Annotated in this window: 11 protein-coding genes; 6 read left to right on the forward strand and 5 right to left on the reverse strand. The window is 60.6% G+C overall.

Annotated elements, in window-relative coordinates; all coding sequences use genetic code 11:
- Positions 1-30: 30 nt before the first annotated feature.
- Together GXM22_RS00535 and GXM22_RS00540 are read left to right on the forward strand one after the other, a co-directional pair.
- Positions 31-1,923 carry a heavy metal translocating P-type ATPase gene (locus tag GXM22_RS00535; RefSeq protein WP_005928732.1) on the forward strand — a complete coding sequence of 631 codons (1,893 nt, stop codon included), beginning with the start codon at positions 31-33 and terminating at the stop codon, positions 1,921-1,923.
- Between the two features lie 159 nt (positions 1,924-2,082).
- Positions 2,083-3,882, forward strand: coding sequence for an aminopeptidase P family N-terminal domain-containing protein (locus GXM22_RS00540; protein WP_050762763.1), 1,800 nt, complete (start codon positions 2,083-2,085; stop codon positions 3,880-3,882).
- Positions 3,883-3,925: 43 nt separating this feature from the next.
- Here the strand turns inward: GXM22_RS00540 and GXM22_RS00545 are convergent, their stop codons facing one another.
- Positions 3,926-4,867: a glycosyltransferase family 2 protein gene (locus GXM22_RS00545; RefSeq protein ID WP_035393431.1), complete on the reverse strand. Its 942-nt coding sequence runs from the start codon at positions 4,865-4,867 to the stop codon at positions 3,926-3,928.
- Positions 4,868-4,955: 88 nt separating this feature from the next.
- On the opposite strand from GXM22_RS00545, the gene GXM22_RS00550 reads away from it, so the two are divergent.
- Positions 4,956-5,678: a LytR/AlgR family response regulator transcription factor gene (locus GXM22_RS00550; protein WP_005928726.1), complete on the forward strand. Its 723-nt coding sequence runs from the start codon at positions 4,956-4,958 to the stop codon at positions 5,676-5,678.
- A 6-nt stretch (positions 5,679-5,684) separates the two neighbouring features.
- Here the strand turns inward: GXM22_RS00550 and GXM22_RS00555 are convergent, their stop codons facing one another.
- Complete coding sequence (locus GXM22_RS00555; RefSeq protein ID WP_005928722.1) at positions 5,685-6,440, reverse strand: 4Fe-4S binding protein; 756 nt, start codon at positions 6,438-6,440, stop codon at positions 5,685-5,687.
- 127 nt (positions 6,441-6,567) lie between these two features.
- On the opposite strand from GXM22_RS00555, the gene GXM22_RS00560 reads away from it, so the two are divergent.
- Positions 6,568-7,020, forward strand: a complete 453-nt coding sequence (locus GXM22_RS00560) for an RrF2 family transcriptional regulator (RefSeq protein WP_005928719.1) — start codon at positions 6,568-6,570, stop codon at positions 7,018-7,020.
- A gap of 46 nt (positions 7,021-7,066) precedes the next feature.
- Here GXM22_RS00560 and GXM22_RS00565 read toward each other — a convergent pair whose 3' ends face one another.
- Positions 7,067-7,717 (reverse strand): HAD family hydrolase, encoded by a 651-nt coding sequence (locus GXM22_RS00565; RefSeq protein ID WP_005928716.1) that lies wholly within the window; start codon positions 7,715-7,717, stop codon positions 7,067-7,069.
- A gap of 137 nt (positions 7,718-7,854) precedes the next feature.
- Between GXM22_RS00565 and GXM22_RS00570 the strand changes: the two genes are divergently transcribed.
- Both GXM22_RS00570 and GXM22_RS00575 read left to right on the forward strand, forming a co-directional pair.
- Positions 7,855-9,027 carry a patatin-like phospholipase family protein gene (locus tag GXM22_RS00570; protein WP_005928713.1) on the forward strand — a complete coding sequence of 391 codons (1,173 nt, stop codon included), beginning with the start codon at positions 7,855-7,857 and terminating at the stop codon, positions 9,025-9,027.
- The gene (locus tag GXM22_RS00575) at positions 9,024-10,634 is read left to right on the forward strand and encodes a phosphoenolpyruvate--protein phosphotransferase (RefSeq protein WP_005928711.1); all 1,611 of its coding nucleotides are present in this window, start codon (positions 9,024-9,026) and stop codon (positions 10,632-10,634) included. The genes GXM22_RS00570 and GXM22_RS00575 overlap by 4 nt, the downstream gene beginning before the upstream one ends.
- A 49-nt stretch (positions 10,635-10,683) precedes the next feature.
- On the opposite strand, the gene GXM22_RS00580 is transcribed toward GXM22_RS00575, so the two are convergent.
- Both GXM22_RS00580 and prmA read right to left on the reverse strand, forming a co-directional pair.
- Entirely contained in the window at positions 10,684-11,427 is a 744-nt protein-coding gene (locus GXM22_RS00580; protein ID WP_035393196.1) for an RsmE family RNA methyltransferase, read from the reverse strand.
- Between the two features lie 188 nt (positions 11,428-11,615).
- Positions 11,616-12,530 (reverse strand): 50S ribosomal protein L11 methyltransferase, encoded by a 915-nt coding sequence (gene prmA / locus GXM22_RS00585; RefSeq protein ID WP_005928706.1) that lies wholly within the window; start codon positions 12,528-12,530, stop codon positions 11,616-11,618.
- Positions 12,531-12,780: the final 250 nt, after the last annotated feature.

The following is a 12,780-nucleotide window of genomic DNA, read 5'->3' on the forward strand; positions in this document are numbered from 1 at the left end:
CCAGAACCCAGAAAAAAGGAGAGTACAGATATGAATAAAAAGCAGAAGAAGAACCTGTACCGGATCATTGCTGCTCTGGTGCTGGTGCTCATCCTCAAATTGCTGCCCCAGTTCCCCACGCCGGTGGAGCTGCTGCTCTACTGCATCCCCTATCTGGTGGTCGGCTGGGATGTGCTCCGCAAGGCACTGCTGGGCATCAAGAACCGCCAGCCCTTTGACGAGTGCTTCCTGATGGCTGTTGCCACCGTGGGCGCGTTTGCGCTGGGCGATTATGTGGAGGGCTGTGCCGTTATCATCTTCTACCAGATCGGCGAGCTGTTCCAGAGCGTGGCCGTGGGCAAGAGCCGCCAGAGCATTTCCAGCCTGATGGATATCCGCCCCGATTACGCCAACGTTGAGGACGAGGACGGCAAACTGGAGCAGGTGGATCCCGATGATGTGGAGGTGGGCACCGTGATCGTGGTCCAGCCCGGCGAGCGGGTGCCCATTGATGGCATCATCGTGGAGGGAACCTCTGCCCTGAACACCGCCGCCCTGACCGGCGAGAGCCTGCCCCGGGATGTCCGCTCCGGCGATGAGGTCATCAGCGGCTGTGTGAACATGACCGGCCTGCTGAAGGTCAGAACCACCAAGGAGTTCGGCGAATCCACCGTTTCCAAGATCCTCGACCTTGTGGAAAATTCCAGCATGAAGAAGGCCCGCACCGAGAACTTCATCACCCGCTTTGCCCGGGTCTACACCCCCGCTGTCTGCTACGGCGCACTGGCACTGGCCTTTGTTCCCCCCATCGTTCTGCTGCTGATGGGCCAGCCCGCCCGCTTCGGTGACTGGATCTATCGCGCCCTGACCTTCCTGGTCATCAGCTGCCCCTGCGCTCTGGTCATCTCCATCCCGCTGAGCTTCTTCGGCGGCATCGGCGGCGCGTCTGCCTGCGGCATCCTGGTCAAGGGCTCCACCTATCTGGAAGAGCTGGCCCGCACCGGCATCGTGGTGTTTGATAAGACCGGCACCCTGACCCAGGGCACCTTCAAGGTGGTGGGCATCCACCCCGAAAACGGTGTGACCGGGGACGCCCTTGTGGAAGCCGCCGCACTGGCCGAGAGCTGGTCCAAGCACCCCATCTCCCTGAGCATCAAGAACGCTTACGGCAAGGACATTGACCCGAACCGTGTGACCGATGTGCAGGAGCTGGGCGGCCACGGCGTGACCGCAAAGGTGGACGGCAAAACCGTCGCTGCCGGCAACGCCCGCCTGATGGCAAAGCTGGGCCTGACAGTTCCCGAGATCACCGAGCCGGGCACCATCGTCCATGTTGCCATGGAGGGCAGATACGCAGGCTATCTGCTCATCGCTGATGTGGTCAAACCCCACAGTGCCGCTGCCATCAAGGGCCTGAAACAGGCCGGTGTCCGCAAGACGGTCATGCTGACCGGCGACGCAGAGCCTGTGGCAAAGGCCGTTTCCGCCGAGCTGGGGCTGGATGAATACCATGCAGGTCTGCTGCCCGGCGACAAGGTGGACCAGATCGAAACGCTCCTCGCCGCAAAGCAGCCCAAAGAAAACCTCGCTTTTGTGGGCGACGGCATCAACGATGCCCCGGTTTTGTCCCGTGCCGATGTGGGCATCGCCATGGGTGCTCTGGGCTCCGATGCTGCCATCGAGGCCGCTGACGTTGTCCTGATGGACGATGACCCGGCCAAGATCGCGCTGGCCATGCGCATTGCCCGCCGCACCCTGCGCATCGTGTATCAGAACATCGTGTTTGCTCTGGCAATCAAGTTCGCCTGCCTGGTGCTGGGTGCGCTGGGTCTGGCCAGCATGTGGACCGCCATCTTCGCCGATGTGGGTGTGATGGTGCTGGCTGTGCTGAACGCCACCCGTGCCCTGTACACCAAAGATCTTGCAAAAAAGAACGCGCAGTGACCGTGCTTTCTGCCCCCGCCTGAGTGCTGATGCCCCGGCGGGGGCTTTTCGCTGCCGGTGAATTGCATTCTGCCCGGAGTGATGGTACAATAGGACACAGTGACTCCCGCCGCCGGACGTTTTTCCGGCAGATAGATGGAAGAAAGAAGGCTTTTTATTATGAGCATGAACACGGTTCCTGAGCGTCTGGCCGCCCTGCGGGCTGCCATGAAGGCCAACGGCGTGGACGTTTATCTGATCCCGGTGGGTGACCCGCATTCCAGCGAGTACCTGCCCGACCATTACACCTCCCTGACCTATTTCTCCGGCTTCCACGGCGAAAACTCCAACTTCGTCGTCACCCCCACCGAGAGCGCTGTCTGGGCAGACGGCCGCTATTTTGTGCAGGCCGAAAAGGAGATTGCCGGTACCGAGATCCAGCTGATGCGGATGGGTGAGCCGGGCGTGCCCACCGTGGAGGAATACTGCGGCAAGGTGCTGCCTGAGAACGGCGTGCTGGGCCTGTGCGGCCTGACCGCTTCCTGCGGGCTGGTGCGCGGCGTGCAGAAGGAGCTGGATGCCAAGAAGGGCACCATCAAGACCCTGAACCTTGAGGATGAGCTGTGGACCGAGGGCCGCCCCGCCCTGCCTGCCACCCCGGCATGGATCCTGCCCAAGGAGTATGCAGGCTTCTCCCCTGCCGAAAAGCTGGAGCGCCTGCGCGGCAAGCTCAAGGAGCTGGGCTGCACCGCACAGCTGGTGGGCAAGCTGGATAATCTGGCCTGGCTGCTGAACCTGCGTGCCATGGATATCCAGTGCACTCCCTATGCCATGTCTTACTGCTATGTGACCCCGGAGCGCGCGGTGCTCTTCATCAACACCGCACGTCTGGGCGCGGAAGCTGCCGCAGAGCTCAAGGCCAACGGCGTGGAGATCCAGGAGTACGATGACGTGCTCAAGTTCCTGGCCGCTGAGACCGAGCCCCAGACCGTGCTGGCCGACCCTGCATCCGTGAACTTTGCTGTTTACGAGACCCTGCAGAACAACGCCGCCCTGACCGTCAAGGATGAGGCCGACCCCCTGCTGCCCATGAAGGGCGTGAAGAATGAGGTCGAGCTGGCTCACGACCGCGAAGCCCATCTGCGGGATGCGGTTGCCATGGTGCGGTTCCAGAAGGAGCTGGAAGAGCGTCTGGCTGCCGGGGAAGAGCTGACCGAGCTGACTGTGGACGAGATCCTCCACAAGTACCGCTCCGCACAGGACAAGTTCATCGTGGAGAGCTTTGGCACCATTGCCGCCTACGGTGGAAACGCTGCCATGATGCACTACCACGCCACCAAGGAGGACCATGCCAAGCTGGAGCGCAAGGGCTTCCTGCTGGTGGACAGCGGTGCCACCTATCTGGACGGCACCACTGATATCACCCGCACCTACCCGCTGGGTGAACTGACCGAGGACGAAAAGCTGTTCTACACCTGGACCCTGCAGTGCCACATCGACATTGCAAAGGCTGTCTGGCTGAACTACTGCGACGGTCACATGCTGGATACCATCGCCCGTGAGCCGCTGTGGCGGCACCTCATCAACTACCGCTGCGGCACTGGCCACAGCGTCAGCTTTGTGGGCAACGTCCACGAGGGTCCCCACTCCCTGAACGGCCGCAACACCACGGTGTTCCAGCCGGGCATGATCATCACCGATGAGCCGGGCGTGTACGAGGCCGGTCAGGTGGGCATCCGCATTGAGAACGAGCTGGAGTGCTACCACAAGGCCGACAACCAGTACGGCACCTTCCTGGCCTTCCGTCCGCTGACCTTTGTGCCCATTGCCACCTCTCCTGTGGTGCCCGGTGTCCTGACCCGGGACGAGCTGGACTGGCTGAACGCCTACCACCGCGAAGTGTTTGAGAAGCTGGCTCCCCGCCTGAATGAAGAAGAGCGGGATTGGCTGGCAAAGAAGTGCGCTGCCATCGGAGCATAACCACAAAAAAGGGAGACCCCGCAGGGGGTCTCCCGATTTTGGTTTATTCTTTCCGGTTTTTCCAATATTCCTTGGCTTCCTCAATGATCTTTTTGAAGGGGCCGGAGGGGTAGGTGCTCTCGGCGATATCCACCAGGAACTTGTACAGCTGGGGCCGCACCTCCTCGTACATCCCAAGGCGGGTGTAGAGGTCTTTATAATACCGGAACGTCTGGATCTTGTTCTGCACGATGGAGGCCGGGTTGATCTGGGTGTGGCAGATGCTCTGGGGATTCTGGACGTAGTAGTAACCGGCTTTGTCAATGGAAACAAAGGCCTCGGCATACTGGATATACTGCATGTTGAACACCAGATCCTCGGCCCATTTCAGCTCGCTGGTGAACTGGATGTCATTGCCGGTGAGCAGGATGCGGCGGTAGAGCTTGTTCCAGAGCACACTGTAAAAGTAGGAGGCAGGCTTATCCATCAGCCGCAGGGCAAAGGTGTCCTTGTCGTAGACCCCGGCGGGCAGGAAACCGTATTCCCGCACCTCAGGGGGCCGGGCAACACTCATCACGCCCAGATTGTCCTCCAGCTTTTCCAGCACCTGCTCGGGCTTTGTGGCCCCGGCGGGGATCACCATCTTGTAGGGCGCAATCACAAGATCTGCGTGGTGCGTCTCGGCGGCTTCCACCAGATGCTGGGTGAAGTCCGGGTCGATGTAGTCATCGCTGTCCACGAACTGGACATACTCGCCCCCGGCCAGCTTCAGGCCCAGGTTGCGGGTGTCGGACACGCCGGAGTTCTCCTTGTCCACCAGCACGATGCGGCTGTCCTTGGCGCGAAACTCCTCACACACGGGCAGGCTGTGATCCTTGGAGCCATCGTTCAGGATGATGAGTTCAATGTTTTTATAGGTCTGGTTCAGGATGCTGCCGATGCAGCGGGCCAGATGATTCTGAGCGTTGTATACGGGCAGGATGATGCTGACGAGCGGCTGATCCATGGCGGTGTCCCCCATTTCTTTTTTCGTCCATAATACTCCCTCATGGCGCAAAAATCAAGCGCTGTGCAGAGAGAAAGGAGGAGCGGATATGATCTTTCACATTGCGGTGTGCAGCCCGGACCCTGTGCTGCGGGGCCGGGTGCAGCGCCACTGCATGGAATATTATGCCCGCCGGGCCGATGCCTGCATCGTGGAGCAGCTGGAAAGCACGGCGGCCCTGCTGCGGCAGGAGGAAGCAGGCTCCCGGTACGAGCTCTACCTCATCGAGCTGCCTGCCGCCAACCCGTGCAGCGGCCTGCAGGCGGCTGCAGAGCTGCGCCGCCGGGGTGTGCGGGCCCCGCTGGCCTTTCTGGCCCACACCACGGCCTATGCCTACGAAGCGTTCCGGGTGAACGCGATGCAGTACCTGCATATCCCGTTCCGTCCGGAGCAGCTGACAGCCCTGCTGGACCGGGCCACCGAGCCGGAATACGGCCCGGTCATCCCGGTCGCCACGGCCATGGGTCTGCGGGCCCTGCCCTTTGCGGACATCGAATATCTGGAGTGCACCCATCATGTGGTGCACTACCACCTTGCCAGCGGCGAGGACGTGGCCTCCCTCTCCCTGCGGGTGCCCTTTTCCGAGGTGGCAAAGCCCCTGCTGGCCGATGCCCGTTTTCTGCAGCCCCACCGCTCCTATGTGGTCAACCTTGCCGCCGCCGCCCAGCTCTCCGCCGGAGAGCTCTGGATGCGCAGCGGGGCACGGGTGCCCATCCCCCGGGGGCGTGAGCCCGCCGTAAGGGCGGCGTTCCGGGCGTTTCTGGAAGGGTAAGGTGTCTTACAGGAGCAGCTCGTTTTCTTTGCGGTCGGAGCAGCGGGCTCTCAGAAAATCGGTCACCCGCGCGACAATGGCGGCATCCACAGACCGGGCGTGAACCGGACAGCGGGAAACACAGCGCATACAGGTAATGCACTTGGACGGATCGGTAACGGTGAAGTTATCGTAGGAGATGGCTCCCACGGGGCATTCCCGTGCGCAAAGCCCGCAGGAAATGCAATTGGCATTGACAGTGGGAATCAGCCCGGCCCGCTTCGCTTTGCAGTTGTGCTCTCCGGGAATTGGCGGGCAGGTATCGGAGCCGGAAGTGAATTTTTCGAGGATCTGCTTGCCGAAAACGGCCAGCTGCTGGCAATCGGTATCGTCTGGACGGCCGGCGGCAAATTCGGGCAGCAGACTGTGTGCCGCAACGGCAGAAACTGTGGCAATGGGCTGGAACCCGGCGTTCCGGGCATAGTCTTCCATCTGGGCAAGGGTGTTATCAACGGCACGGTTGCCGTAGACCGCTGCCAGGGCGCAGCGGGCACCATTGCCCTGTAAGAGCGCCAGACGGTCCAGAGCGGGCTGAGGTGCCATGGCTTCAAAAGCTGGCATGGCAATCAGAACGAGGTCATCTGCGCTGAATGGAATGGCAGGTGCGGTAAAGTTCTGTGCGGACAAGTCAATGGTCTGCACATTCGGCCAGGTCTCGGTGAGCGCCTTTGCAACACGTTCCGTGCCGCCGGTGGGGCTGAAAATGAGTTGGAAACAGGTCATAAGAAATCCTCCTTGATGTAAAAAATAAAACTACATCTTAAAATGGAGTATACCACTGAAAAGATGTAGTGTCAATATTTACACCAAAAGGAAGATGCGATAAAATAAAAGAGGGAGGGTTACGCCTATGCACATCAGCAATAAATGTTCCATTGCGGTTCACTGTCTGGTTTTTCTTTCAGAGTACGGTGAAAGGGAAAAAGTGACCAGTGAACTGCTTTCATGTTCGACAGGGTGCAACCCAGTCACCATCCGCAATATTCTCAGTGCCCTGAAAAAAGGCGAGATCATCACGGTAAAGCCCGGTACGGGCGGTGCGGAGCTTGCTCTGCCGCCGGAGAAGATCGATCTGTATCGGATCTGTTCCGTCGTAGACCCGGAGGCAATTGATAAAATGATCGGGATCCATCATTCTCCTTCGCCCTTTTGCCCGGTGGGCCGGAACATCGGCAATGTGCTGGGGAAAACCTATGACACACTGAAAAACAATTTGATCGCCAGTATGAAAACCATCACGCTGGAACAGATCCTTGCCGACTATCACGAGGTTCTGGCAGAAGAAAAAAATAAGAAGAGCTGAAAATGTAAAACCCCGCCTTTTTTGGCGGGGTTTTATTGCTGTATCCTTATACCTTATTCCAGTCCAGCTCCGTCCAGTCGGTCAGGAACTGGTCGCTGACCTCCCGCAGGGCGGGCTCATCGGACTTGCTGGCGGCATCGGCGATGCCGATGACGTGGAAGCCTGCGTCGTGGGCGGTGCGGGCGGCGTAGAGGGAATCCTCACAGACAACGCACCGGTTGGGGTCAGTGCCGCCCAGGCGTGCAAGGGTCTGGAAAAATACATCCGGCCTGCTCTTGTGGAGCGCCCCCTGTGCCTCCACATAGAAGTCGAAATATTCATCGATGCCCAAACGGGTGAGCACGGTGCGGCACTGGGCGCTCCAGGTGTTGGAGCAGATGCACATGCGGGCACCCTCGGCCTTCAGGCGGGCCAGCAGCTCCCGCACGCCGGGTTTGAGCTCCACGGTCTCGTAGAGCTTGGTGATAACATCCCACATCACATCGTTGTAGTCCTCCATTTTCAGGGGCAGGTTGTACTCCCGGATGAGGTAGGCCGCGCCATCGGCCATGCCCATGGCCAGGAGCGTTTTGTGGAGGTCAGATTTTGGGGTGCGGCCATAGCGGGCCAGCAGGGCATCGGGCGCGCCCTCCCATACCACGGTCATGCTGTCGGTCAGGGTGCCGTCCATATCAAAGATCCAGTTGTTGCAGTGCATTGTTTTACCTCCACCATCGTTTCACACAAGTTAACAAAATTATACCATGGATTTTGTTCCAAAAACAGGGAGAATTTTTCCGGAAAATATGGTATACTTTTGACAGATTTCCAAAGAATGACTAGGAGGCGTTCCAGATGGCACAGAATGATACCCCGGTCAAGGCACTGGTGCTGGCAGGCGGCGGTGCGCGCGGCAGCTATCAGGTGGGTGTGTGGCGTGCCCTGACCGAGCTGGGCTGGCGGCCCCAGATCATCACCGGCACCAGTGTGGGCAGCCTGAACGGCGCCATGTTTGCGCTGGATCTGTACGAAACGGCCCGGGATATGTGGATGAGCATCCGCAGCCAGGACGTGATGGAGCTGCCGGAGGAAAACGCCGACCTTTCTGAGCTGCACGCCTTCCTGCGGGAAGTGGTGCGGGACGGCGGCATGGACGTGACCCCGCTGGAAGAGATCGTGGAGCGGGTGCTGGATGAGGATGCCCTGCGGGCTTCGCCCATCCGGTTCGGCCTTGTCACCGTGGAAAAGCGGGGGCTGAAGCCCCGGGAGCTGACGCTGGAGGATATCCCGGCGGGCAAGGTAAAGGATTATCTGCTGGCCTCGGCTGCCTGTTTCCCCGCCCTGCGGGCAAAGCAGATCGACGGGGTGCAGTTCCTGGATGGCGGCTACCGGGACAATATGCCCACCGCGCTGGCCCAGAAGATGGGCGCGGAGGAGCTGGTCTGTGTTGATCTGGAAGGGGTGGGCATCACCCTGCCCAACCGCACCGGCCTGCCCACCACCATGATCCGCAGCTACTGGGAGCTGGGGGATATCCTCCACTTTGACCCCGATACCGCCAGACGGAACATGGAGCTGGGCTACTACGATACCCGCCGCGCCATGGGATATCTGCGGGGCTGCGCCTATGCTGTTTCCACCAGCGCTGAGAGCTGTGAGGATGCCGCCGCCTTTGCGTGGAAATTCCAGCAGGTGCAGAAGGCGGTGCGGGAAAAATACCCCGTGACCCTGACAGCGGATGCGGCCCTGCTGCTGGCCAACATGAAGGATGCCCAGCTGGCCCCGCTGGAAGCTGCCGCCGAGGATGCGGGCGTGGACCCCACCGTGTTCTATACCACCCGGACGCTGGCGGAAGCCTTTTTGGAAAAATGCGACCGGGAGCGCATCGAGAGCTTTGCGCCCCTGTTTGAGGGCAGCGGCAATGCGGCACAGGCCGCACGGGCCGCTCTGCTGCCCAATACGTTCTTACAGGCATTGGTCTGCCGTGCCCTTACCGGGCCGGTACTGCCGGAGGTGATCGAGGAATGAAGGTCTATCAGGGACACAGCGCCTCGCCGGGCCTTGTGATGGGACAGGTGAGCCGGTTGGAGCGCTGGCACGAAAATTTTGCCACCGGGCCGTTCAACGCGGAACGGGAACAGCGTCTGCTGGAAAACGCTGTCCGGACAGCCCAGCGTGAGCTGGACGGCATGGCAGACCGCAGCGGCCCCACGGAGCAGGCCATCTTCCTGTTCCAGAGCATGATGCTGGAAGACGAAGGCTTTATGAACGAGGTCAAATTCCAGATCAAGGCGGGCATCAGCGCTGCCGAGGCCATGTACCGTGCGGGCAACCGCTATGCAGAGCAGCTTGCGGCCATGGAGGACAACGCCTACATGCAGCTGCGCAGTGCGGATATTCTGGATGCCGCCCGCCGCGTGGTGAACGTGCTGACCAACCGTCCCCGGGTCTGGCTGGCGCTGGATCACCCGGTGATCCTGGCGGCAGAGATGCTGATGCCCAGCGATCTGTTCAGCGTTCCGGCGGGGATGATCCTGGGCATCATCACTTCGGAGGGCAATAAGCAGAGCCACGCGGCGATCATTGCGCGGGCCATGCACATTCCCTGCGTGGTGCAGGTGGGGCAGGCGTTCCTGGACGACTGCGACGGCCGTACTGTGGTGCTGGATGCCAACAACGGCGAGTGCATCCTGGACCCGGATGCCAACACCCGCCAGCAGGCGGTCAGCCGCATCTGTGAGCTGCAGTGGGAGAGCGCGGAAGCCGCCCGCATCAGCGTCCTGCCCAACCGGACAAAGGATGATGTGCCGTTTGAGCTCCTGGCTAACTGCTACGGGCAGGAGGATATTGAATCGGCGCTGCAGGCAGGCGCTTCCGGCGTGGGCCTGCTGCGCAGCGGCTATATGATGCTGCCGGGCCGCCCGGTGGACGAGCAGGAGCAGTTCGTGTTCTATCAATCCTGCATTGCCGCCGCAAAGGGCGGTGTGGTGACAGTGCGCACCTTTGATTTTGGTGTGGACCGCGCCATGGCCGATATCCATAGGGGGCTGGAATCCTCCAAGCTGGGCCTGCGGGGCATCCGCAGCAGCCTGCGCCAGACCCATCAGTTTGAGACGCAGATCTGCGCCCTGCTCCGGGCGGCGGCCCACGGCCCCCTGCGGGTCATGTTCCCCATGGTGACCAACCTCGAAGATTGGGATGAGGCCATGCGGCTGGTAGCGCACTGCCGCCAGCTGCTGCGGGAGCGCGGGGAGGAGTTTGACCCGAACACGCCCTTTGGCGTGATGTTCGGGGTGCCCTCGGCCTGCCTGACGGCAGAGGAATTCGTGGAGCACGGGTGCAATTTCTTTGTCATCGAGACAAACGACCTGACCCAGTACACCCACGCGGTGGATCGGGATATCTCCATTGCCGAGCGCTACTACCGCCCGGCCAGCCACGCAATGAAAAAGCTCATCCGCATGGTGGTGGAGGCTGCCCGGGAGGGCGGGATCCCCGTGACCATCTGCGGCAGCGCGGTGGGCAATCCGGCCAACACCCTGCAATATCTGCAGCTGGGCCTGCGGAGCTTCTCGGTCAGCCCGCAAAACCTCATTGAGGTGAAAAAAGCGCTGATGAACGCGAAAATAAAGTAAACAAAAAGGACGGCATGCGCCGTCCTTTTTGTATATGTGGAAATAAAAATTACTCCAAGTTGCCCGTCAGGGTCATCACGGCAGAGAGCACTGCCAGCGGGGCGGTCTCGCACCGGAGGATGCGGGGGCCGAGGCCGACCGTTTTCACACCGGCATTGGCGGCCATTTCAGCCTCTTCTGCGGCAAAGCCGCCCTCGGCACCGGTGATGAGGGCGATCTTCAGCCGCTGGCCGTCGGCAGGCTTTGCGTCTGCCAGCAGCTGGCGCAGGGGCGCGCCGCCCAGCTCGTAGCAGAAAAGCACGAGATCGTACCCTTCCAGACTGCGGCAGAGGGCCCCGAAGTTGGGCAGGGGCAGGGCGACATCCGGCAGCACGCCCCGGCCGCACTGTTTGGCGGCTTCAAAGGCGATGCGGTTGTAGCGCTCGTTTTTCTGCTCCTCCTTTTTGGGGGCGGCCACGCAGTACCGGCTGAAGAAGGGCACAAAGTGGGTGCAGCCCAGCTCCACGCCGTGGCGGATGACCTGTTCCAGCTTGTCCTGCTTGGGGTAACCCACGAACAGGGTCACTTCCACGCTGGGCTCGGCGGCGCTGGGATAGCCCGGCTCCACGCTGAACTCCACCGTCTCCGGCCCAAAGCCGGTAATGGTGGCGGTGTATTCCACGGCGTTGCCGTCACATAAGATGACAGTGTCCCCCAGCTTGCCCCGCATCACGCGGGAAAGATGATGGGCATCGGCCCCCCGCAGGGTGGCGGTGCCATTGGAGATTTCGGTTGTAAAATAACGGTGAGGCATAGTGGTTCTCCTTAAACGTCCTCGCCCTCTCAGTCTTTGCTTCGCAAATCCAGCTCCCCCAAAGTGGGAGCCCTTGGCAGTCCACGCAAACTTCATCTTTTTGCCAAGGCCTCTCCCTTTGGGAGAGGTGGCACCGAAGGTGACGGAGAGGGCAAGCCAGCTGAAAGAAATCATGAAAGCTTCTGTAATTACGCTTTTTTGCAGACGATGCACTCCCAGCCGCGCTTCTCCTTCACTTCCTGCACGGTCAGGCCGACGGCTTCCAGAGCGGCGATCACCTCGTCCTTGCGGCTGTCGATGATGCCGCTGGCAATAAAGGTGGCGTTTTCGGCCATCAGGCCGGGCACGGCGGGGGCAAGACTGATGATGGCGTTTGCCACGATGTTGGCGGTGATGATATCGTACCTGCCGCTGGCCTTGTCGGACAGGTCGCCCACCAGAACGGTCAGCTTGTCGGCCACGCCGTTCAGGGCGGCATTCTCGCCTGCGGTGCGCACGGCCACGGGGTCGATGTCCACACCCTCGGCACTGCCTGCGCCCAGCTTGAGGGCGGCAATGGCAAGGATGCCGCTGCCGGTGCCGATGTCCAGCACCCGTTCACCGCCGCGCACCCGCTCGTCCAGCGCTTCCAGGCAGAGGCTGGTGGTCTCGTGGCCGCCGGTGCCAAAGGCAAGGCCGGGGTCAAGGATCAGCTTGACGCGGTCGGTGTCGTACTCCTGCCAGGAGGGCACGATGGCCAGCCGTTTGCCAATGTCCATGGGGTGGTAGTATTTGCGCCAGCCGTTCTGCCAGTCTTCCTGCTCCACGCCCTCGGTCTCCACGGTGTAGGCGATGCCTGCCGCTTCCATCCGGGCCTGAATGAGGGCCAGCGTCTCCACGGGGGAAGCGCCCGGCTCCAGATACATGTGGATGATCACAGTGTCGCGGGGCTTGTCCAGCAGCTCCTGCTCGATCAGATCCACATGGGCGATCTCGGCCACCTGCTGCTCGATGTCGCTGTAATCCTCGATATAGATGCCGCCTTCGGCGATCATGGTGGCAACGGCCTCGGCGTTGTCGGCAACGGCCTTGGCCACGGTCAGGCGGATATCAGTCCATTCCATAAAAGAACCTCCCTGGGTCTTGTGTTTTCTATTTATAAGTATAGTACCCGATTCCGGCGCGGGATGCAAGCGGTTTGGGGAGAAAGAGCAAAAGAAAAGTTTTTTCAAAATCCTGCTCTGAAATGCGCAATAATTCCAAAAAGTTTTTCACGAAAGATGCAAATTCAAGGATTTTTGGTGCAAAATTGCGAAAACGGGCGTGGACCCTATTTCTTTTTTTCGGAGGATGTGTTAAAATATTGTTACGCAA

Origin of the sequence: Faecalibacterium duncaniae (assembly GCF_010509575.1) — a bacterium.
In the GTDB taxonomy this organism is placed as follows: Bacteria; Bacillota; Clostridia; order Oscillospirales; family Ruminococcaceae; genus Faecalibacterium; species Faecalibacterium duncaniae.

Excerpts from the sequence above, each read along its gene's own strand:
- GXM22_RS00535 (WP_005928732.1), top strand. The coding sequence starts at position 31 with ATGAATAAAAAGCAGAAGAAGAACCTGTACCGGATCATTGCTGCTCTG.
- GXM22_RS00540 (WP_050762763.1), top strand. The coding sequence starts at position 2,083 with ATGAGCATGAACACGGTTCCTGAGCGTCTGGCCGCCCTGCGGGCTGCC.
- GXM22_RS00545 (WP_035393431.1), bottom strand. The coding sequence starts at position 4,867 with ATGGATCAGCCGCTCGTCAGCATCATCCTGCCCGTATACAACGCTCAG.
- GXM22_RS00550 (WP_005928726.1), top strand. The coding sequence starts at position 4,956 with ATGATCTTTCACATTGCGGTGTGCAGCCCGGACCCTGTGCTGCGGGGC.
- GXM22_RS00555 (WP_005928722.1), bottom strand. The coding sequence starts at position 6,440 with ATGACCTGTTTCCAACTCATTTTCAGCCCCACCGGCGGCACGGAACGT.
- GXM22_RS00560 (WP_005928719.1), top strand. The coding sequence starts at position 6,568 with ATGCACATCAGCAATAAATGTTCCATTGCGGTTCACTGTCTGGTTTTT.
- GXM22_RS00565 (WP_005928716.1), bottom strand. The coding sequence starts at position 7,717 with ATGCACTGCAACAACTGGATCTTTGATATGGACGGCACCCTGACCGAC.
- GXM22_RS00570 (WP_005928713.1), top strand. The coding sequence starts at position 7,855 with ATGGCACAGAATGATACCCCGGTCAAGGCACTGGTGCTGGCAGGCGGC.
- GXM22_RS00575 (WP_005928711.1), top strand. The coding sequence starts at position 9,024 with ATGAAGGTCTATCAGGGACACAGCGCCTCGCCGGGCCTTGTGATGGGA.
- GXM22_RS00580 (WP_035393196.1), bottom strand. The coding sequence starts at position 11,427 with ATGCCTCACCGTTATTTTACAACCGAAATCTCCAATGGCACCGCCACC.
- prmA (WP_005928706.1), bottom strand. The coding sequence starts at position 12,530 with ATGGAATGGACTGATATCCGCCTGACCGTGGCCAAGGCCGTTGCCGAC.